This window comes from Hydrogenispora ethanolica, from assembly GCF_004340685.1.
Taxonomy (GTDB): Bacteria; Bacillota; UBA4882; order UBA8346; family UBA8346; genus Hydrogenispora; species Hydrogenispora ethanolica.
Genome location: NZ_SLUN01000018.1, coordinates 34,611 through 55,395, shown reverse-complemented (window position 1 = coordinate 55,395; position 20,785 = coordinate 34,611). Strand labels below are relative to the sequence as shown.

Here is a 20,785-nt window from a genome sequence, read left to right as displayed (position 1 = left end):
AGCATGCTAGATGTAAGAATATTACGTAAAAGATACCCCAAACAACGGTATTTTTTCGAAGGGGAAGATTTGATGATTGTCGAATATGAAAAGGAGATTTCATCCCTTTTTTGTTGATGTTGGTTCGAATACCGTTTTTTCGCCAATAAAAGGGTAAAATCTATTTTTTTGATTTGTTGACGGAATTAAATGGGATCGAAGTCTACCTCAAACTGCTGTGAATCGTGTACGATGCTGGATACCATGGAACGCGGAGGCCTGAACTCATATTTAACCCAAATATGAACCACCAAAAACAAATTGAGGATGATTTGCGTAAAGAAAAAGATTTTGCGGAAACACTCATTAATATTGCCCAAATCATTATTGTTGTAATTGATCGGACAGGAAAGATTATCCGTTTCAATTCGCTGATGGAGAAACTGTCAGGCTATTCTTTGGAAGAAGTTAAGGACCAAGATTGGTTCACCCTGTTTTTTCGAGAAAGCGACCGGGAAGAGAATCGTCGGTCATTTTTAGAATCCAAATCTTCATACAGTTATCATCAGAGTCCTATTATGTTGAAGGATGGCTCCATACGGGAAATCGAGTGGTATAAATCAAAATCAAAGAGTAGGAACGGAAAGTGTCAATTCATCATTATCGGATTGGATATCACTGAGCGCATCCAAACCAAAAAAGCGATGCTGCGTCAGAATGCTCGGACGACAGCCTTACTCAAAAACGCTTCCCGGCTCAACGATCAGTTGAATCTGGATGTTTTGGTGAAGCTGCTTTGCGAGGATATTTCCGAAATAATTCAGACCAAAGTCAGCGCCACTTTTTTTGAGAAAAAAACCGATGGGCTTCATCTGGTCTTCGGTCATGGAATATCGCTCAAAGACCTGGACGTCGACCCGGTTCCTCCGATTATTTATCAAAAACTAATCAAACAAAAGTATCTGACGGTCTCGGCTTCGGAACTTCGGAGCCGAAAAATTCTATCGAACCTTGCTGAGACCGAACCGGATTTGCAAGCGATTGATGTGATTGTGTTTTTTAATTCCATTCATTTATTGGGAACCATTAATATCTATGCCTACGAGGAGACCCATCTTTCGGAGGAGGACCGAAACCTACTGCGGGGAATCGCCGATCAAGCCGGCATGGCTGTTGCCAATGCATTGCTGTTCGACCAGGTAAAAGTCACCCAAAAGCAATTGCGGAAACTGAATGCCAAAATCATTGCCACCCAGGAGGAGGAGCGAAAACGATTATCCCGTGAATTGCATGATGAAACCGGACAGTCATTAACTGCGTTAAAAATATGCTTGGTGTTATTAAACAATGATATCCCGGTCCAGTATTCTTTTCTAAAAGAAAAATTGTCGAATGCGATTATGATGGTCGATACCACCCTCGAAAATCTCAGGACCTTGGCTCATCAATTGCGGCCTCCGGCTTTGAAGGATAATGGGATTAATCTGGTTCTGGAGGATCTTTGCCGGGATTTTTCCAAACAAAGCGGTTTGAGCATCGACTATCACGGTTCGGAATTGCGGAATATCCCCGAAGAAGTAAGCGTCTGTCTTTATCGGATCTTGCAGGAATCGTTGACTAACATCGCAAAACATGCCGGCGCTTCCAAAGTTCGAATCCGTTTGCACCAGAATGATCAGCAGATTCAATTGTCAGTTCAAGACAACGGTCTGGGCCTCAAAAAAGAACGCCTCCTCCGTCATCCGGAATCACCAGGGATCGGGCTGGTGGGTATGGCCGAACGCCTTGAAATGCTGGGCGGTAGGCTGGAAGTCAGATCGAAATCCGGGAAAGGAACTCAGTTGGTGGCTTGGATCCCCTGCGGGAATCGTCAACCTTTAATAATCCGTTAACCGTATGGTTGTAGAACCGAGGTTTTGATGATTATCACGCGTTTTTAAGATCGGACATCGTCCAAACACCCTTTGAAGTAGGGTGTTTTTTCATGAAAAGTAGGGTTATTCCCCATTATTGTTTTCCGCTTCCCGTCGAATATCTAAAAGACGTGTACCATGAGTTCGAGAAGGAGAGGCTCTCTATCAATTCACCTGCCCATGGAGAATCATGTAACTTGTCTGCCGGGAAACTTGAAAGTTCTTCGCGTCCTGGGGGGACGTTCTCGACGGTTCACTCTGTAAAAAATGGATCGCGGAAAAAACATATGTTGTAACTACTCCAAGTTATCCCGAAAGACTTATTGCGGCATACAGCGATAGATGCGGCCGGTATCCGGATCTGCACCAATAAGGAGGGTGAAAATGGCGCGGAAGGTATTGGTGGTCGACGATGCGGTTTTAATGAGGACAATTTTGCGGGAAATATTAGAAAACTACGGATTTGAAGTCTCAGGCGAGGCGGAGAACGGTTATGAAGCAATTGAAAAATATCAACAGCTCAACCCGGATCTGGTGACTCTGGACATTACCATGCCGGAACTGAATGGCCTGGAAACGCTTAAAGCTCTAAAAGCGCTGGATAAAGATTGTAAAGTAGTAATCATCTCCGCGTTGGAACATGAAAAAATAGTGGGGGAAGCACTGGCCTGTGGCGCGCAGGGATTTATCGTAAAACCTTTTCAAGTCCAAACCATTATTGATACTTTACTCCGACTGTAGCGGAGGGGCGGTAGGTATGATCAGCGGCAGCCTTTGGAACGGTATTCTTGTGGGAAGGGAAAAATAAACGGAGCGTCATTTCCAGAAATGTTACATAATCTTAAGCCATAAATTCTAAAAAAAGGGAAGAATTTGCCGAAAGAAACAAATGGTTTCGTTTTTGATGACGAGCCGTGAAAACATGCCGGGAACAATGCCTGGACTCGCAAAATTGCGGGGTGTAACTCCAATCGGCCCTGAGGAATGGTCATAAACCGATACTCGCATCGCTGGCGGGAGAAATTAGCGACGAATGATTGAACTTTATCATGGCAATTTCCGGAAATTATCTTAATTAAGGAGTGTCTATTTTTGTTGCGAGTTCTTGGAGTAGGAGAACTGTTGATTACCAACGATCCCGAAGATACCCTGATTACCTTCGCCCTTGGTTCATGTGTGGCTTTGACCATTTATTCATCAAGCCAAAAAGTTTTGGGGATGGCCCATATTGCCCTGCCGGATTCAACGATTGACCCATTGAAAAGCCTGCAATCACCGGGCTATTTTGCTGACACGGCTGTACCGGGCATGGTGGAGAAATTTTTAAAGCAGTATCATTGTCACGGCTGGGAGCTGAATATCCGCCTTTTCGGAGGAGCGACTGCGGTTTGGAACGATGATTCGTTCCAGATCGGAGTGCGCAATCTTGAAGCCGTCACGGCGATTTTACAGAATTACCGGCTGGCATGTGAAACCAGCCAGACGGGCGGCCGTTTTAGCCGCACCATTGCGGTTTCGGTCAAGGATGGCAAGGTTAAGGTTCATCAGCAACCGTTGAACTCGGCGCAACCCATTGAGGGAAGCCCTCCCGGTAAATTGGCAATCTTGCCGAACTAATCCCCCACCCATCAATACGAATGAAAAGAAACCATTCCATCCCGAATGGTTTCTTTTTTAAAATAATTTCTTGATCAAACATTGTATTATAAGTATAATATGAATAATAACTTTGTTTTATTGGGGTGAATGGGATGAATGCCATCGATTTGAAAGTCATCGACCAATTGATGAAACAGGCCCGCACCACCTGGGCGGAGCTGGGGGCGATTCTCGGCTTGACTGCTCCGGCAGCCGCCGAAAGGGTACGCCGGCTGGAGGAGAAAGGGGTCATCAAGGGTTATGCCGCAGTGGTCGACCCCGAAGCGGTAGGGTGCCTGGTGACGGCGTTTGTCGCGGTTACCTTGGATCATCCTTCGGCCCGGTCGCCATTCCTGGAAAAGATGGCCCATTTGCCGCAGGTTCAGGAATGTCACCATGTGGCTGGCGATTTTGATTATCTACTCAAAATCCGTTGCGCGAGCCTGCGCCAACTGGAAGGCCTCATCAGCGAACAGCTGAAAGAGACACGGGGGGTGGTAAGGAGCAAGACTACGGTCGTCCTCTCCACAGTGAAAGAGACGTCGGCGGTACCGTTGGCTGGTTCCGGCTGCGGTGACGAGTGATTGCTCCATAAAACTTCGAGGCGGAGAAATTGATGAAAGGGAGTGTTGCCATGAGCCCCGAACTTTGGTTGAAAGGCTTGGTGATCGGATTTTCGATTGCCGCTCCGGTAGGTCCGATCGGGATTCTATGTATTCAACGGGGACTGTCCGGCGGCTCCTTGGCCGGTTTTGTGTCGGGAGCCGGGGCGGCGACAGCGGACGCCATTTACGGTTCGATTGCCGTTTTTGGCTTGAATGCCGCCACTGCGTTGCTACTCGGCCAGGGACGCTGGCTTCATATCATTGGAGGGTTATTCCTGATATATCTGGGGATGCGGATTTTTGTCGCCCGGCCCTCCGCCACGGCGGCAGAGGTTCCATCTCAATTGGGACTTTTCCGCAATTATCTTTCGACCTTCTTCTTGACGTTGACCAATCCCATGACGATTCTATCGTTTGCCGCGGTCTACGCCGGTTTGGACACCCGAACGGGCGGTTTTGATCTCTGGCGTTCCGGCCTGATGGTGCTAGGGGTTTTTTGCGGATCGCTGCTGTGGTGGTTCTTCCTCAGTTTGCTGGTGGGAATCTTCCGGAAACGTTTTGACCCCGCCCTGCACTGGATAAATTTGGTATCAGGTTGCTTGGTGATGGGATTTGGCTTATTCTCGTTGATCGGCGGGATTCGTTAGCCGGTTCATCCGGGAGTATTCCGGGCGCAGGAGTTTTTGGGCATCTACGGAATGGGAAAAGCAAACCCTCATGGTTGGATGAGGGTTTGCTTTTCTATTCGAATTGTATCAATAGGAACTGCTGGTGTCGGTGCCCGGCGTAGCGCCCAGCAATCTGCTGAGAGCGGCCGTCGCCAGTTCAACCTTGCCATAGTCTTGAATCTTTTTCATGTCCCGCTCCAGCAGGGCCAGGCCGAAGTCCTGAGAGATCCCGAACTGTGCCGACAATGCCTGGGATAAACGGTCTTTGCTGAGCGTATCGAGATAGTTCCAGTCCTGGCCGATAATGCTCTCCGCCTCGCCGGCGGTCAGACCCATTTCGATCATCTGGTTATAAATGCCGCCTTTGATGCTATCTTTGATCGAATCCCAGTCTCCCGAGACGATCGAATTGATCTGATCGGGAGTGAGACGGCCTTTGGTAATGGTGCTGACCCGCGAGAGCAGATCGTTCTTGGTGACTTTGCCAAAGGCTTTTAAATACTTCACGTCGCCCGAGGCGCTGGAGATAACGGTGATCTCATCGCCTGGCACCAATCCGTCCACCGCGGCGCTGGTGTTATTGCGCATCACTACCGTATCCGGATTGACCAGGGCCAGGAGCGGATCGCCGTTCTGCTGGCGTTGAATGTTGACCAGACCGCTGGTCGGATCGACGGTCGAGATCTTGCCTTTTTTAACTGAAAGATTATTCAGCGCATTCAAGGTCCAGGCCGCTTCGGCCCGGGTCACGCCTTGGCCGGCGTGAAATTCATTTTTATAGCTTTCCGGCAAAAGGCCGAGTTTCGCGGCGACTTCTACATAGCGGAATTCCCAATCTTTTTCGGATAGGTCCGTGAAACTCGCCGCCCAGGGATCGGTATACTTCTCTTCCGGGGTCACGATATGCAGAACCCGGGTGAGAAACACCGCCAACTGGCCCCGGTTGACCGGATTCTCCGGCTTAAAGTTGCCGTCGGCGAAAGCCTGCATGACTTTTTGGGAGCCGACTCCTTTAATATAGGAGCTGGCCCAGGAATTCTTGATATCCGGAAATTGAACCGAAGCCGCGGGTTGGTAGTTGAAAAGTTTCGCGACCAGCTTGGCGAATTCCGCCCGGTTGATCGTCTGATCCGGTTTAAAAGTGCCGTCGGGGTAGCCGTTAATGACGCCTTTATCCGTGAGCGACTTGACCTCTTTTTGCGCCCAGTTGCCCTCGATATCGGAGAACGCCGCCGGGGTCGCAGTCGCGGTCGCGGCTGCCGTCGCCGCCTGCGCTTCCACGCTGAAGATCGCGGTCAGGGTCAGCATCCCCAATAACATCAGATAAAACTTTCTTTTCGTAATCATCAAAATGATATGCTCCTTTCTAAAGTATGAACCAAATTTGGAACGGAAAGACCCTATTCAAAAATGTTGCTTCGTATGTTTGGCGCGTCGTTTGGAAGCCATGTGATAAAGTCCTCAAATTCGGAAATCACTCTTTCAAAGGATTAAAAATCGACTTTATCACTTGCTTTTCTGAGCTTTTGTGTTCACCCTGACCTTCGGGCAGGGTTTATCACAATGCTTTTAGAACCGGATAAAAATAGGGTCGTCCGTGAAACCGCGAAACTGGAAAGGTTTTTTGACGTTAAGCAGCAAATATGGCGCCTAACTTTACATAAAGTATTTCAATACCGCATCATTCGTCTTTTTTCCGGTGATTCCTGCAAGGAATCACTGGCAAGACTGGATCCTTGTACCGCAGGCTCCGTTGCAGTCTTATTCTCTCAACGTGTCAACTGCGCGGAAGTTGCTGGTAGATTGCTGGCGGGTTTGGATGAGGATGGCGGCGGGGTGGAAAGATGGAAATGGTGTGGAACCGGACCGGGGGCCCGCCGGCCGGAAGACGCGCTTGAGAAGACTGTCCAAGCGCTTCCTGCGTTTAGGGCGGATACTGGTTCCGGCTTAGCAGGCACGTCCCCGGAGCCCGCACCGGAACGTTTCGTAATTCAGGTCTCCCATTCTCAAACTGAATTTGGTCCTTCAATAACCGCATGACCGGATTCATTGACCGAAGCTGTTCCTTCGATTACGAAAGCTTTCGATTCGGTTACTGAATGAGCATCTTTCGAAACCGAACGAACTACTTCCGTAACCGAATGAACATACGCGGTCACTGCGCATGCATGCACAGTAACTGTGTAAGCTCGCACAGTCACTGAGTATGCTTGCGCGGAAACTGAGCTTGTTCACAGAGCAACTGAGCAGGCATGCGCGATCATTGCGAGAATGCCTGCGCTCACCAAAGGAGCGTGTCGAGCGACTGAGCAGATGGGCACGGTTACTTCGTATGTATTTATGGTAACAAAATAAACACCTTCAACATTGAAGGCGACGGAGCGATTGCGAAAACGGGTGGCTGGCCAGACGGGAGGGATTGACCGGCGTCCATATCACTGGGGTAGCCGGGGGGAGAATGAGCGGAGCGGTTGGCCTTTCCAGCTTATAAGCAACGTAAGCGATGAATTGTAAATCCGGCGGCCATCAATTCGACGACGAGCATCATTTGGCCGACCATCTCGGTGTCGGCGGCCGCCAGGTAGCCTTCGATCCAGGTTTGAATTTCCGGAAGGATTTTGGTCAAAAACTCCTTCCGCAACGGTTCCGGGTAGCGGGAGTTGGGAAAGGGGTAAAAATAAAGGGCTGGCTTTAATTTGGCATCGATCATGGCCTTGGCCACCACCACGCCGGTTATTTTCGGCCGCCGGCTGCAGCGCGGGTCCAGCCGGAAGCTACGGAAGCTTCCAAAGTCAAGGCGCAGATCGGCGAAGGTTTGGGCCCAGTTTTGCGCTTCTATGGCCGAGCAGGCATAGGCCTCGGTGGGGTGCAGTTTCTTATAGGCCGCGACTTTGACACTCATCGTTTTAAACCTCTTTTCGAAGACCGGAATCAGGGGAGCGGGCCGCTGCCCGCCCGAACTCTATTAACGTACCACAGGACGGAGGAAATATCCAGACAATTACCGCTAACATAGCGGCGGAAAATTCTCAGGGAGAACCCCGGTGCGCGGGGAATTCTCCGTCGCCCCGGCTCGAATTTGGACGAGGGAACGGACTTAAAAACAGGGAACCGAACCCGGGTTGGATTCGTCCAAATAACGACTTCCGGAATGACCAGAAAAAGATTCCCACAGCGGCGTTTGATTTTTGGGGCGGATGAAATGGGAAAAATTCCGCCATTCCGGCGCTTCATCTGTCTTTCCGGTCTGTTCCGGCCGCTGGTCGAACCGGATTTTTGTTTCATCCTCTGCGATGATGAGAGTTGATTTCCCGCCCCCTCAGCCGTTATAATAAATGGAATGGAGCGGCTTGGCGCGGCGCGCGCGGGCGGGAAGGAGCGGCAATGAATGAACCGGAGTTGATCCGCCGGTGCCAAAATGGAGATCAGCAGGCATTTGAGGAGCTTTTGGGGAATTACGAGTTACTAATCTATAATCTTACTTTCCGGTATTTCGGCAATCACCACGACGCCAGCGACCTCGGCCAGGAGGCCATGGTCCGCGTTTATCATAAAATCCATGAGTTTAACGGTCGATCTACCTTTAAGACCTGGCTGTACCGGGTCGTCACCAATCTTTGTCTGGATGAACTCAGGCGCCGTAAACATCAGGCCTATTCCTTGGAGGAACTCAAGGAGAAAGGCGTCGAACCGGCCGCCGCTTTCCGGAACCCGGAGGATGAGGCCGAACATTCCGAGCAGGCCCGGCTGATTCAAGAAGTGTTGCTGGGGCTTTCTTTGGAACACCGGACGATTATTATTCTGAGGGACATCGAAGGACTGGATTACAACGAAATCGCCCGCATCATCGGATGCGGCGTGGGAACGGTCAAATCGCGGTTGAGCCGCGCCAGGGAAGCGTTCCGCAAGCAATTGGCCGGCCGGCCGCGCTACAGCGGCTTGCTGGAAGGGAGGATGCAGGCATGAATTGTACCAAGATCCGGCAGCATTTGCACAGCCTTGTGGCGGGGGAAGCCCCCCAGTCCCTGTGCGTTCTGCTCAACCAGCATATTCAAGCATGCCCCGATTGCGCGAAGGAACTGCAACTCGCCGAAGAAGCATACCGGCTATTGAGCGAGGCTCAGCCGGTGGAGCCGGTCCCGCAATTTGGCGCGGCTTGGCGGAGCCGCCTTCGTAGTGAGGCGGCGCAGCGTCCATGGAATGCTCCGGCGGCGCGGCGCTGGCGATTTCCGGCCTTTCGGCCGCTTCTGCCGGTTTGTGGCGTGGCGGCGATTGTCATCATCGGCCTGGCGTTGAATAGTCTGCGAATCCAGCAACCCGTTGCCAAGCTGGCAACCAAAGAATCGGCCCCGGCCGGCAAAGTGCAGGTGCTGCGGCGGTCGGTGGCGGCGGCGCCGGATCAAGCGATCTACCGGGTAGAGATCATCGACTTCGGCCCCAGGAATAAGCGGGTTCAAAAGATTGCCCGTGACTTCCGGGCCAATTACGGGGACGGCACCTATTACGCCATGCGGAATGAAACGGTCTCCCTGACTACTTTTTCAGGACTCTCTTACGAAGCCGCCCTCGAGTTGCGAGCGGCATTGGAAGAAGCCGGGGCCACAGTTCGTGTGGAAACGGAAAGCCGTCAATAATTCGTTTCGGATTACCGGCCAGAGCTCCTTCCGGCCGGTTTTTTTATGGGCTCCCGGAGCCCGCAATAAAATAAGGTAACGAACGGAGAGAATTGCATAATTGATAAAATAATCTTTTGGCTACAATATATCGATAGGTATATCCGGGCCTTACACTATATATTGTAGCCACAGGGCTTGTTTAAGGTAATTATGCAATTCTCTGAACTGGGATATCCTGCGTTTTGGCAGGAATATTCTTTTTATTTACCGAATTATAGGAAAAAAGTTCGGCAAAGATATCCATTGCCATTATTTTCAAGATCTTGATTTGCCGAACCGTTTCCTTCGCGTTTCGAAGGATGAATCCTAAAAACGACAGCGGAGCAAGCGTCTGTGGGCCTCCACGTCCAACCGTCCGGGAGGATTGGGATATTTATCCATCGCGGGACGAAGAGAAAATGGGTCGCCTTCATTGCGAGGCTTACAATTGTTTGCGACGATACGAGGAGTATTACCTTGGCCGAACCGATCATCAGTGTCAGTCAATTGACCCAAACCATCAAACAAGTCATTGAGGAGAGTTTTCTGTTGTCGCGGGTCTGGATCCGCGGCGAGATCTCCAATTTTACCCGCCATAGTTCCGGGCATTTATACTTCACTTTGAAGGATGAGGGAGCCCGGCTCAGCTGCGTGATGTTCAAATCCCAGGCCCGCCTGTTGCGGTTCAAGCCTGCCGACGGCATGGCGATTCAAGTGCGCGGCCGCCTCTCGGTCTATGAAAAACTCGGACAGTACCAACTGTATGTCGAGGAGATGGCCGAAACGGGTCAAGGCGATCTGCATGCCGCCTTTGAAAGACTCAAGGCGCGATTGGCTGCGGAAGGCCTCTTCGATGCCGACCGTAAAAAGCCGCTACCGTCTTTGCCGCAAAAGATCGGATTGATTACTTCGCCGACCGGGGCGGCGGTCCGGGATATGATTAAGATCTTGCGCCGCCGCCGGCCCAATCTGGATATTTTGATCATTCCCGCCCAGGTCCAGGGGGATGAGGCCCCGGCCAGCCTGGTGAAGGCGCTGGCGGAAGCAGGCCGTTTCCACAATCTCGACTTGGTGATCATCGGCCGGGGCGGCGGTTCGCTGGAAGACTTGTGGGCCTTCAACGATGAACGGGTGGCCCGGGCGATCGCCGATTTTCCACTGCCGATCATCTCCGCGGTGGGCCACGAGACCGATTTTACCATCGCCGATTTTGTGTCCGACCTACGGGCTCCCACGCCTTCGGCAGCGGCCGAGCTGGCCGTCCCCGAGCAGGCATCCCTCCAAAACAATCTGATCGCCTTGCGCGGGCGGTTGCTGGCGGGGATGAACCGCAAAATCCAGACTTGCCGCAGAGATTGGCAACGGATCATGCAGAGCCGGGTCTTTCAAGCGCCCCGGGCGCCGCTGGACCGGAGACGCCAGGAAGTGGACCTCCTCTCCGAGCAGATGATCCGCATCACCCGCCAGCATTTGTTACTGGAGCGGGAGCGCTCTTTGCGGATCCTGGGCAAACTGGATTCGTTAAGCCCACTAGCCACGCTCGGCCGGGGCTATGCCATTGTCCGGAAGGCGGATGGCACCTTCGTGACCCGTTCCGAACAAGTCGAAGCGGAGGAGGCGGTGCACGTCACGTTGGCCTCCGGCGCGCTGCATTGTAAAGTAACCAGTACAGAGAATTTCAAATTACCATAATATACCCTTCGCAATGAGTTGCGAAGCTTTTCCGAAGAGATTTGAAATTCTCTCAGTAAGGAGAGTTCATCATGAGCGATGCCAATAAAAATAAGCCTGGAGAACGCAGTTATGAGGAAGCCATGGAACGGCTGACCGAGATCGTGCAGCGGCTTGAGACCGGCGAGCTGTCCCTCGAGGAAAGTTTGAATCTATTCGAGGAAGGGATCGGGTTAGCCAAGTTCTGCACGGGAAAACTGGATGCCGCCGAAGGAAGGCTTCAGATCCTGCTGGGAATCGAGAATGCCGAACCCAAGCTGGGTTCGTTCCAATTGGATCAGGGCCAAGAGGAGGGTTAGGCAGGGATGGTAACGAGGGAACAATTCGTATCCGCTCTGAAAGAACGGGAAACCATGGTCGTCGAGCTTTTCAATGAAGAACATTACCGGCAGAGCTTTCGTCCGGAACCCCTCCGGGAAGCTGTTTATTCGTATATAAACCGTCCCGCCAAACGGTTTCGGCCGGGAATCCTCTTTTTCTGCTGCGGCGCAGTCGGCGGCAAGGAGATGGCGGCGCGGCTGGCTGCGGCCGCGGTGGAAGTGTATCACACCTGGACCCTGGTCCATGACGATATTATCGATAATGATCCCCGGCGGCGGGGACAGCCCACCATCCATGAGGAGTTCCGGCTGAAAGCCCAGGAATGGGGGTATCCCGACAAAGAAGCGGCCGACCTTGGCCGGAATGTGGCGATTCTCACCGGAGATCTCCAGCATGCCTGGGCGGTGCGTTTGTTGTTGGATTCGGCCTCATTGGGAGTGCCGCTGCCGGTCGTCCTCGATCTGGTCCGCCGGATGGAAGTGGATGTGACCAATCGGTTGCTGGAAGGCGAGGCCCTGGATGTCTTGTTCGCAAGGCGGCCGATCGCCGAGTTGACCGAGGCGGAAGTGCTGCGGATGTTGGAGTTGAAGACCGGAGTCCTGTACGAGTATGCCGGAATCGCCGGAGCTTCGATCGGCTTGGGCAAAACGTTGAGTGAGAACGGCCTGATCGCGGCGGTGGGACGATTCGCCTTGAAATGCGGCACCGCCTTTCAACTGCAGGACGACATCCTGGGCATCACCGGCGATGAGGCGCGACTGGGCAAAAAGGTCGGTTCCGACATCCGGGAGGGCAAACGGACTACCATCGTACTGCATGCCTATCATAACGCCGGTCCCGCCGAACGGGAATTTTTAGATCGCTGGCTGGGAAATCCTTATCTCGGCGAGCAGGAAGTGGCGGAGATCCGACGAATTCTTATAGACTTCAATGGAATAGAATATACCCGGGGCCTAGCGGAATCCATTGTCGCCGATGCGTTGGAAGAGATCGGCCCCCTGCCGGATTCGCTGTATAAAGAACTGCTGTTGACTTGGGCGAATTATGTAGTGAATCGCGATTTTTAAGGGAGATGGATCGGAGTGGGCAATTTCTTTAAGGAATTGGCTGAGAATAAAATTTTATGGACCGCTATTTCCGCTTGGTTCGTCGCCCAATTTCTGAAGGGTGTTTTCTATTACGCGGTTGAAAAACGGATCAATTTCAAACGGTTTGTGGTCGGATCCGGCGGGATGCCCAGTTCTCATTCGGCTTTGGTGACTTCGCTGGCGACCGCCGTGGGAATCGCAAAAGGTTGGGACAGTCCGATGACGGCGATTGCCATCATGTTTGCCGCAGTGGTAATGTATGACGCCGCCGGGGTGAGATTGGCGGCCAGTCGTCAGGCGGTCATTTTAAATAAGATCGTGGATGAGATCTTCGAGGAAGGCGAGTTTCATCAGGAACGCTTGAAGGAACTCCTGGGTCATACTCCGGTCGAGGTGATAGCCGGAGCGACATTGGGCGTGATCATGGCCCTACTGTTGATGAAGTAAAAAATTATTTTTCCCGTCCTGTCAGCCGGCATAAGCAATTTACTGCCAGTTATGGCAAGAGCTTTTTGTGCGGACCGGCCTAAATATGGTATAATAGTTTTCACGAGGGGATGGTGTAGTATCCTAGTCGGGGCGACCATCTTCGAAGACGGGCCTAAAAATCCGTTGCGGGCACATCGATGAAGTCCCTGGTGCTGGCTGCCGACGCCCAGTCGGGGGTTGGTGCTGGGGGTTAAGGGGATGGGGCGATCCACAATGGCATGTGGGCGTAGACCCCACCACCGTGGAGGCCCAAGTGCGTGGGGATCCCGTTGTTAAAACGAAGCGTGAACTACGGCTTGGGGGTAAACCTGCATATGGTACGGGTCTTTTGTACTTAGTATCGGTGCAGTGTAGCCTGCCTTGAGCGGGTTGGGAGGATATGGGTAATCAAGCCGCCAAAGTTCTGCAGAACCAGGCGACTCTCTGCCATTTGAAACCCAACGCCGCAAAAGAGGCTAGAAGATGACTCGTTCTGTGGAGGAAAACTCCTAGGCTATTCGATTTTTCGAATTTCACCGGGGATTGCAGTGTGGACTCAGTGGTAATCCAGTCCTGTTGTTGGCGACGAAACAGAGAGACCATAAAGGGAAACCGCCGCTTCGGCGACGAAACGGAGGTCTCTGGGAAAACCTACTGGACCTAAGCCACAATTTTTACTCGGCGGATACCATCCCCTCTTACATATTCCGTCATTAAACCGGCCCGTATAGGGTCGCTTTTTTGGGTTATCCGAAAAAAGTCCGCGTTTTCGAGAGATCTTTTCGAAGCTGTCACCAAATTTCCGCCGAGCTTTTGCCGGTGCGGTTCGAACATGGATTGGGCGGAAATCTGGAATACTACCAATCGTTCCTATGGATTCGAAGCGATTGGTTTCTTTAAGGTGGTTCCTTGTTTAAAAGTACTCTTCAGGCTCTGAATACGGCATTGTTGACTTTTGTCATTTCTTTGGGTGTCTCTTTCTTTTTCGGCCCTTCGTTGGCTTTGTGGTTGGCGCTACTTTTTTTGGCACTGATTATACTTACCGGAATTTTTTTCGATATCATCGGCACCTCGGTGACAGCCGCCAAAGAAGCGCCCTTTCACGCCATGGCCGCCGACAAGGTCAAAGGGTCCAAACAAGCTATCTATCTGATCCGCCGCGCCGACCGGGTTGCCAATTTCTGCAATGACGTGATCGGCGATATCGCCGGTACTATCAGCGGCGTGCTTGTCGCGGGAATCGTCCTTACATTGATCAGGGAGCACTCTTTTCTGAAAGAGCGATTCTTAAGTCCGTTTGCGGTTGCTCTGGTCGCGGCCATGACGGTCGGTGGCAAGGCGCTTGCCAAATCCTATGCCATCAGTCGTGCCAATGATGTGGTATTTCTAGTGGGGAAAATTTTATCATTTTTGAAGGTCGCTGATTTCAACCCCAAACGAACCAAGAAAAAAGCCAAGCCCAACTCTCGGAAGGTGAAAAGTTCCAAATGAGTGATTACCTGCAATCCATCCATGGGCCGGCGGATCTAAAACGCTTTTCCAACTCGGAATTGGTTGAATTGGCGGCGGAGATTCGCCAATTTCTCCTGAAAACGGTGGCTCATACCGGCGGGCATCTGGCGCCCAACCTCGGAGTCGTCGAACTAACCCTGGCCTTGCATGCGATTTTTGATAGCCCGCGGGATAAGATCGTCTGGGATGTCGGCCATCAATCCTACGTCCATAAAATCCTTACCGGCCGTTACGATCAATTCCAGACACTCCGCCAATTCGGCGGTTTGAGTGGCTTTCCCAAACCGGAAGAGAGTGAACATGACGCCTTCGCCACCGGGCACAGCTCCACTTCGATCTCGGCGGCGCTCGGCATTGCCAAGGCGCGTGATTTGGCCGGTGAGAACCACAAGGTCGTTGCGGTGATCGGTGACGGTTCATTGACCGGGGGCATGGCCTTTGAAGGCCTAAATCAGCTGGGCCATCTCCAGACCGATATGATTGTGGTGCTCAATGACAACGAGATGTCCATCGCCAAAAACGTGGGAGCGCTCTCCCGTTACTTGAACCGCTTGCGGATGAACCCTAAATTGCGGCGGCTAAAATCCGACATCCAAGAATTAATCCGGAAGATCCCCCGGGTGGGCAAGGTCACTGTCGAATACCTGAGTAAACTCGAAGACAGCCTGACTTATCTGGTAATCCCGGGAATGTTTTTTGAAGAATTGGGGATCACTTACTTGGGTCCGGTGAATGGCCATGATATCGCCGAGTTAAAGGTGAGTTTGCGCGATGCCGCCAATCGCGGCGGCCCCGTATTGATTCATGTGTTGACTGTCAAGGGCAAGGGATACGAATTGGCCGAACGAAACCCGCAGCGGTTCCATGGCACCGGTCCTTTCGAACTTGCCAACGGCCGGAAAACCGAAGAACCGTCCGCTTTGAGTTATACGGAAGTCTTTTCGCGCTGCATCGTCGATCTGGCGAAATCCGAACCGAAAATCATCGCAGTCACCGCCGCCATGGCCGATGGGACTGGTTTACTGAACTTCTCTAAACATTTTCCGAAGCGTTTCTTTGATGTGGGAATCGCCGAGGAACATGCGGTGACTTTTGCTGCCGGCCTTGCCAAGCAGGGATTTCATCCGGTGGTGGCGATTTATTCGACCTTCCTGCAGCGGGCCTACGATCAGATCATCCATGATGTCTGCCTGCAAAATTTGCCGGTTGTCTTCATGCTGGACCGCGCCGGGCTGGTGGGGGCGGACGGACCGACCCATCATGGGGTTTTTGACCTCAGCTTTTTACGGCATATTCCCAATATGACTGTCATGGCCCCCAAGGATGCCGCTGAATTTCAGGATATGCTTTATACCGCGCTTCATACCAACGGTCCAGTGGCCATCCGCTATCCGCGCCGCGCAGGATTGACGCTGGAAGATGCTCTAGCCTACGTTCCTTTGCCATTGGGAACGGCAGAGATCCTCCTGGAAGGGAAAGATATCGCGATCGTGGCCATCGGTTCCATGGTCAGCCCGGCTTTGGAAGCCGCCAAGCTGCTTAAAAAATCCGGGATCGATTGTACAGTGGTCAATGCCCGTTTTGTCAAACCGTTGGATCAAGCGTTGCTGCTCAGTTTGTTGCCAAACCATTCAAAGATTATTACGGTTGAAGAGAACGCCGTCGCCGGCGGCTTTGGCTCGGCGGTGGCTGAATTCCTCACCGGGCAGGGAGTCACCGGAGTGCGCCTGAAGGCGCTCGGGATTCCGGATCAATTCATCGCGCACGGCTCAACCGAGATCCTTCTGGCCCAATGCGGTCTGGATGCCGAAGGAATCTGCCGGGCGGTCCGGGAATTGAATCTGCCGGCGATTGGGATAAGGGCGAGTTTGTGAGAAAAATTTGATTGGTAAATGATTTCAGTTTATTAAAATTTTCTCGCTGCCGATAATCAAATGGGTGGGTTTTTCAAAGAATCTTTTATGAATTATAACAAAGGGAAAAAAAGGTTCTTTGTGGAATAATAAAAAACCGTATGGCCATCGGAGAAACGGATGAACTTTAAAAATATTCTCATCATTAAGCTGAGCGCCATCGGCGATGTCATCCATGCTCTACCGGTGGCTGCTGCGTTGAAAGAGGCCGATCCTTCGGTCCGGGTGACCTGGATCGTGGAACGGCCGGCGTACGATCTTTTGGCCGATCATCCGTTTATCGATCAAGTGATTGTCTTTGATAAGGCAAAGTTTAAAACAGGGCACGGTTTTTTGCATGAACTTAATGCTTTGGCGGGCGAACTTCGCCAATATCGTTTTGACTTGGCTTTGGACCTGCAGGGGTTATTGAAGAGCGCGGTTCTTTCTTGGCTGAGCGGGGCTCCGACAAAGCTGGTGTATTGTAATGCCCGTGAGTTGAGCGATTGGATCGGAAAACGAGTTTGCGGCGACCATCGCGATAGTCATGTGGTGGAGCGTTATCTTGACGTAGCCCGTTATCTCGGCTGCGATGTGAACCAAGTCAATTTCGGGATTCATATCACGGAGGATGAAGCTCAAAAAGCTATATCAAAAGCCCAAGAATGTGGCCTGGACTTTGGAAAACCCTATCTAATTTTGGCCCCGGGAGCCAACTGGCCCAATAAATGCTGGCCCGCGATTCGCTTCGCAGAACTGGCGGACAGGCTTACTTTGGAAGGGATTACTCCGGTAGTGGTGGGCGGACCCAAAGAGAAACCGCTGTTCGACGAAATCATCAAGCATACGAAAACCGAACCGGTTAATTTAGTCGGCCGGACTACCTTAAAGGCACTCGCTTATGTTATTCAACACGCCCGAGCCTTTGTCGGCGGCGACACCGGCCCAATGCATCTGGCTGCGGCGATGGGAACTAAAGTAGTGGCGCTATTTGGCCCGACAGACCCCTTGCGGAATGGACCGTATGGGGAAGGGCATGAGGTGTTGACAGTGGAAAGAGAGTGTCAGGGGTGTTGGGAACGGAGATGTTCTAAGAACTTTGATTGTCTATCTGCGATTGATGTGGATGAAGTGGCACTGAGTTTAGAAAATACACTAGCAAGATTTTAGAGTGTTTTGGGTTTGGGCTTTGTAAATGGGAGTTGTGAACTTGAACATTAAGCATCACTTGATTAACAATATTTTACTTATTAATCTTGCGAATGTTGGTGACGTGGTATTATCTACACCTATAGCAAGAGCGCTTGGGTCATTTTATAAACATGCCAAAATTGATTTGCTCGTCACTCCTCAAACTGCAGCAGTTGCCAAACTTTTCCCTAATGTTAACGACGTTATTGTTTACGATAAGCTTGGAAAAGATAAAGATTTGTTAAATTTCTTGAAGTTGATAATTAAACTTCGCAAAAAAAAATATCAGCTCGCTTTATCTACCAATTTATCCGAACGAAGTGTTTTAATTGCTTTTCTCAGCGGTTCTTTATATCGCATCGGTTTTAAAGCACGAGGATCGCAATGGTTTTTAACGCATACAGTCGATTCTCAAATACGCGTTGGTCAGCATAACACTGAATACTTACTTACTCTTTTAGATCCGCTCGGAATTAAAAATTCAGATTCCGCACCATTTCTGAATGTATCTACGATTTGTTCTATCCCGAAGGATAGGTCAAAAAAATTCGAAATTGTCCTATGTCCTTGTGGCCGTTCGAAAGGAAAAAGTTGGTCAATTGAGGGCTTTACTGAGATTATAAAACAGTTTTCATCTCTTGGACAATGTTATTTGATAGGCGGGACTGCAGAGCAGTCCATATTAAAGGAAATTAACAAAAAAGCGAACGACCAGGCGACTGTATTGGCTGGAACTTATAGCTTAACCGAAATTGCTCAATTGATAAGTAGAGCCGATTTAATGATTAGTGTAGATACTGGTCCGGCACATATTGCTGAAGCGGTCAATACCCCGGCAATTGTACTATTCGGTCCTACGGATAGTAACTTGTGGGGGCCACGAAAAAAACACTCCGTAATAATTAGTTGTAAACTTGATTGCGGCCCTTGCCATGATGATGCTTTTTGTCAAAATCAGTACCGTTGCATGAAAGGTATTACTGTTGAAGAGGTTATTGCTCATGCGAAGCGTATTCTTGAGATTTAAATGAATCACTGAGCTAATGACTTTTTTGATGAAGAGGAAATTTTATGAACATTTTGATCTTGTTTTCTCAACCTTGGAGAGTCGGTGGCGCCGAGACACATGTTGAGGCGTTGATTACAGGCTTGTATTCGGAGCACGCGATAACATTAGCGGTTAATCGAGGCGGAGACAAAGAAAAACTAAGTTTATTACGAAAAGAATATCCCAAGATATCTATTATCGAAATTCAAACTCGTGGTATTAATTTTTTTAGCTGGTTATATAGCATATGGCAAATTGTGAATATTGTCAAAATTAAAAAAATTGATGTTATCAGTGCACAGCAACGTACATCGGGACTTTGGGCACGTGCCATTCAAAATATAACGGGAGTCTCCTTTACTGTGACCATGCATGATGCCTGGCATAGAGCCCCTAGAAAAAAAAGTTACCCTCGACAATTTGGAACTATGATTGCAGTTAGCCATAATTTGGCTCAACGACTCGTTGAAGACTTTGGGTTCTCGCTGGATTCTGTTAAGGTCATCCATAACGGAATCGATTTTACAAGATTTGTGGCCTATGATCAAACCGTAGCTAGACAATCGTTAAGTCTGTCATTGGACACCATGACAATTTTGCATGTCAGCCGGTTGAGCTCAATTAAAGGTGCCGTCGCTTTAGTTTTATTGGATAGTATTCCTCAACTCCTTAGTAAGTACCCTAATTGCAAGGTTGTTATTATCGGTGAAGGACCTTTGCGCTCACAGGTTGAAGCGAAGGTACAATCATTGAATCAAATGTACGGCCCCGTTGTTAGAATCGAAAATTTTACGCAGGATATACTTACTTGGTATTCCGCAGCCGATTTAATCGTAGGTGAAGGAAGGGTAGCAATAGAAGCTCTGGCTTGTTTAAAACCGGTAATAGCCATCCGAAACGAGAATACCTTTTTCGGAGCAGTTTCGGCGCTAAATATTAATGAAGCCATTGATGTTAATTTTGACGGTCGAAATTTTCAAGTTCAACCAAAAAAATTAATTGAAGAAATCGAAAAAGCTTTTAAGTTATCAAATTCGGAAAAAGAACTAATTCTGCAGCAGATTCGGAAGCGAATGAGCATCAAGACTATGGTCCAGCAATACTTGCAAGTGTTCAAAGAAGAAGTTGAGAAAGGTAAATATGGAAAACATCCTATTAATTAATCGCCTTGGTATAGGAGATGTTGTTCTGACAACGCCTCTTGCCGAGTTAATAAAAGAACGCTTAAATTGTCGTCTAGGGATGGTTGTTTCAGCAAAGGCGACCGATATCATCGAAAACCATCCTTATATTGATGATGTCTTTGGTTATCATGTTCCTTCAAGAGAAGAAATGCTACACCAAATACGATGTAAAAACTATACAAACGCTATCATTGTTGATGAACGTTTATCCTCTACGCTTATGGCAATTCAAGCTGGCTGCAAATTGCTGAACATCGGTTTTGAGATTACAATTGATAAAAAGCAATATTTTCGTCGTAAACAGCGAGCTTTACGCGCTAGTTTGGATTATTCCTATTATATTCGATGCATCGATTCTGAAGCAGAAATTAAATACCTTCAACCGCGTGTGGGAAAACCTGATAAGCAGTCGGAAACAAAGATTAAAAGCTGGTACAAAGCCCATAAATTTGACTGTAACCCTTTAGTATTGATTGTACCACGCGGGGTTTCGGCCAATAAGAACTGGCCTGTCGAACTACTCGCTGAATTAAATGCATCTCTCAATTGTCAGAATGTCATTCCAGTTTACCTGGGTTCAAAGCAGGACGAAGCATTCGTTGGAGCCATTGATGGGAATTTGATCAATACGGCCGGATATTTTAGTCTTCGGGAAATTGCTTTATTGGCCCGTTATGCTACGGTATCCGTTACTCCTTGTACCGGAACTATGCATATCATTGCGACAGCCGGTACTCCTTTGATAGCGTTATACGGACCAACCAATCCTGAACGATGGGCGCCGGAACACGCCGTTGTGCTGCAAGCCAAAGAGTCAATGGAAGATATTTCGGTGCAGATGGTTATGGATGCACTGCAACCGCATATATAACATTTCAGATTGTGAGGATTT

General features: G+C 50.0%; 20 protein-coding genes. 18 read left to right on the top strand and 2 right to left on the bottom strand.

Features of this window, described 5'->3' with window-relative positions; genetic code table 11:
• The first annotated feature begins 224 nt into the window (after positions 1 to 224).
• The 5 genes from EDC14_RS14785 (at position 225) to EDC14_RS14765 (ending at position 4,782) form a co-directional block, all read left to right on the top strand.
• Entirely contained in the window at positions 225 to 1,871 is a 1,647-nt protein-coding gene (locus EDC14_RS14785; protein ID WP_132015084.1) for a PAS domain S-box protein, read from the top strand.
• Between the two features lie 405 nt (positions 1,872 to 2,276).
• The gene (locus EDC14_RS14780; RefSeq protein ID WP_132015083.1) at positions 2,277 to 2,633 is read left to right on the top strand and encodes a response regulator; all 357 of its coding nucleotides are present in this window, start codon (positions 2,277 to 2,279) and stop codon (positions 2,631 to 2,633) included.
• A gap of 351 nt (positions 2,634 to 2,984) precedes the next feature.
• Positions 2,985 to 3,509 (top strand): chemotaxis protein CheD, encoded by a 525-nt coding sequence (locus tag EDC14_RS14775; RefSeq protein WP_132015082.1) that lies wholly within the window; start codon positions 2,985 to 2,987, stop codon positions 3,507 to 3,509.
• 134 nt (positions 3,510 to 3,643) lie between these two features.
• The gene (locus tag EDC14_RS14770; RefSeq protein ID WP_132015081.1) at positions 3,644 to 4,114 is read left to right on the top strand and encodes an Lrp/AsnC family transcriptional regulator; all 471 of its coding nucleotides are present in this window, start codon (positions 3,644 to 3,646) and stop codon (positions 4,112 to 4,114) included.
• A 50-nt stretch (positions 4,115 to 4,164) separates the two neighbouring features.
• Entirely contained in the window at positions 4,165 to 4,782 is a 618-nt protein-coding gene (locus tag EDC14_RS14765; RefSeq protein WP_132015140.1) for a LysE family translocator, read from the top strand.
• Between the two features lie 108 nt (positions 4,783 to 4,890).
• On the opposite strand, the gene EDC14_RS14760 is transcribed toward EDC14_RS14765, so the two are convergent.
• Positions 4,891 to 6,150: an S-layer homology domain-containing protein gene (locus tag EDC14_RS14760; protein WP_132015080.1), complete on the bottom strand. Its 1,260-nt coding sequence runs from the start codon at positions 6,148 to 6,150 to the stop codon at positions 4,891 to 4,893.
• Between the two features lie 216 nt (positions 6,151 to 6,366).
• Between EDC14_RS14760 and EDC14_RS14755 the strand changes: the two genes are divergently transcribed.
• Positions 6,367 to 6,843, top strand: coding sequence for a hypothetical protein (locus EDC14_RS14755; RefSeq protein ID WP_132015079.1), 477 nt, complete (start codon positions 6,367 to 6,369; stop codon positions 6,841 to 6,843).
• A gap of 445 nt (positions 6,844 to 7,288) precedes the next feature.
• Here the strand turns inward: EDC14_RS14755 and EDC14_RS14750 are convergent, their stop codons facing one another.
• Positions 7,289 to 7,705, bottom strand: a complete 417-nt coding sequence (locus tag EDC14_RS14750) for a hypothetical protein (RefSeq protein ID WP_132015078.1) — start codon at positions 7,703 to 7,705, stop codon at positions 7,289 to 7,291.
• A 482-nt stretch (positions 7,706 to 8,187) separates the two neighbouring features.
• Between EDC14_RS14750 and EDC14_RS14745 the strand changes: the two genes are divergently transcribed.
• From EDC14_RS14745 to EDC14_RS14690, 12 genes are all read left to right on the top strand, one after another.
• The gene (locus EDC14_RS14745) at positions 8,188 to 8,769 is read left to right on the top strand and encodes an RNA polymerase sigma factor (protein WP_132015077.1); all 582 of its coding nucleotides are present in this window, start codon (positions 8,188 to 8,190) and stop codon (positions 8,767 to 8,769) included.
• Complete coding sequence (locus EDC14_RS14740) at positions 8,766 to 9,437, top strand: anti-sigma factor family protein (RefSeq protein ID WP_132015076.1); 672 nt, start codon at positions 8,766 to 8,768, stop codon at positions 9,435 to 9,437. The genes EDC14_RS14745 and EDC14_RS14740 overlap by 4 nt, the downstream gene beginning before the upstream one ends.
• Positions 9,438 to 9,935: 498 nt before the next feature.
• The gene (gene xseA / locus EDC14_RS14735; protein WP_165908040.1) at positions 9,936 to 11,150 is read left to right on the top strand and encodes an exodeoxyribonuclease VII large subunit; all 1,215 of its coding nucleotides are present in this window, start codon (positions 9,936 to 9,938) and stop codon (positions 11,148 to 11,150) included.
• A 71-nt stretch (positions 11,151 to 11,221) separates the two neighbouring features.
• Positions 11,222 to 11,488 (top strand): exodeoxyribonuclease VII small subunit, encoded by a 267-nt coding sequence (gene xseB, locus EDC14_RS14730; RefSeq protein ID WP_132015074.1) that lies wholly within the window; start codon positions 11,222 to 11,224, stop codon positions 11,486 to 11,488.
• Positions 11,489 to 11,494: 6 nt separating this feature from the next.
• Complete coding sequence (locus tag EDC14_RS14725) at positions 11,495 to 12,577, top strand: polyprenyl synthetase family protein (RefSeq protein ID WP_132015073.1); 1,083 nt, start codon at positions 11,495 to 11,497, stop codon at positions 12,575 to 12,577.
• A gap of 15 nt (positions 12,578 to 12,592) precedes the next feature.
• A complete protein-coding gene (locus EDC14_RS14720; protein WP_132015072.1) occupies positions 12,593 to 13,045 on the top strand; it encodes a divergent PAP2 family protein in 453 nt (150 codons plus the stop codon).
• 930 nt (positions 13,046 to 13,975) lie between these two features.
• The gene (locus EDC14_RS14715) at positions 13,976 to 14,557 is read left to right on the top strand and encodes a hypothetical protein (protein WP_132015071.1); all 582 of its coding nucleotides are present in this window, start codon (positions 13,976 to 13,978) and stop codon (positions 14,555 to 14,557) included.
• The gene (gene dxs, locus EDC14_RS14710) at positions 14,554 to 16,452 is read left to right on the top strand and encodes a 1-deoxy-D-xylulose-5-phosphate synthase (protein ID WP_132015070.1); all 1,899 of its coding nucleotides are present in this window, start codon (positions 14,554 to 14,556) and stop codon (positions 16,450 to 16,452) included. Before EDC14_RS14715 ends, dxs begins: the two co-directional genes overlap by 4 nt.
• A gap of 159 nt (positions 16,453 to 16,611) precedes the next feature.
• The gene (waaF, locus tag EDC14_RS14705; RefSeq protein ID WP_132015069.1) at positions 16,612 to 17,640 is read left to right on the top strand and encodes a lipopolysaccharide heptosyltransferase II; all 1,029 of its coding nucleotides are present in this window, start codon (positions 16,612 to 16,614) and stop codon (positions 17,638 to 17,640) included.
• Between the two features lie 40 nt (positions 17,641 to 17,680).
• A complete protein-coding gene (locus tag EDC14_RS14700) occupies positions 17,681 to 18,688 on the top strand; it encodes a glycosyltransferase family 9 protein (RefSeq protein ID WP_165908039.1) in 1,008 nt (335 codons plus the stop codon).
• A 44-nt stretch (positions 18,689 to 18,732) separates the two neighbouring features.
• On the top strand, positions 18,733 to 19,872 hold the full coding sequence (locus EDC14_RS14695; RefSeq protein ID WP_132015067.1) for a glycosyltransferase family 4 protein: 1,140 nt from the start codon (positions 18,733 to 18,735) through the stop codon (positions 19,870 to 19,872).
• Positions 19,850 to 20,764, top strand: a complete 915-nt coding sequence (locus tag EDC14_RS14690) for a glycosyltransferase family 9 protein (RefSeq protein ID WP_132015066.1) — start codon at positions 19,850 to 19,852, stop codon at positions 20,762 to 20,764. Before EDC14_RS14695 ends, EDC14_RS14690 begins: the two co-directional genes overlap by 23 nt.
• The last annotated feature ends 21 nt before the right edge of the window (positions 20,765 to 20,785 follow it).